The sequence below is a fragment of the Pseudoalteromonas sp. P1-16-1b genome, assembly GCF_001401785.1.
GTDB lineage: Bacteria > Pseudomonadota > Gammaproteobacteria > Enterobacterales > Alteromonadaceae > Pseudoalteromonas > Pseudoalteromonas undina.
Window position 1 is genome coordinate 1 of the sequence record NZ_LKGQ01000068.1, and the last position, 264, is coordinate 264.

A 264-nucleotide genomic window follows, 5' to 3' on the forward strand; every position below is an offset into this window, starting at 1 on the left:
ACAGATTGAGTTCTAACAGCCAAGCTACTTAGGTAGTGAGGCAAACAAATTTAGAGTCTCAATTGAAACTGAGTGACCAACAGCAATAACTACTTAGGTAGGAATTGCAGCACAGTCAATTCAATATCGAAAGATATTAAATAAATTCAGAATTCATTGAGCTGTCGAAAGACAAAAAACTTTTTAATTGAAGAGTTTGATCATGGCTCAGATTGAACGCTGGCGGCAGGCCTAACACATGCAAGTCGAGCGGTAACAGAGAGT

General features: G+C 38.6%; 1 rRNA gene. It reads left to right on the forward strand.

Features of this window, described 5'->3' with window-relative positions:
* Positions 1 to 184: 184 nt before the first annotated feature.
* Positions 185 to 264: ribosomal RNA gene (locus AN392_RS18220) — 16S ribosomal RNA — on the forward strand; the annotation flags it as partial.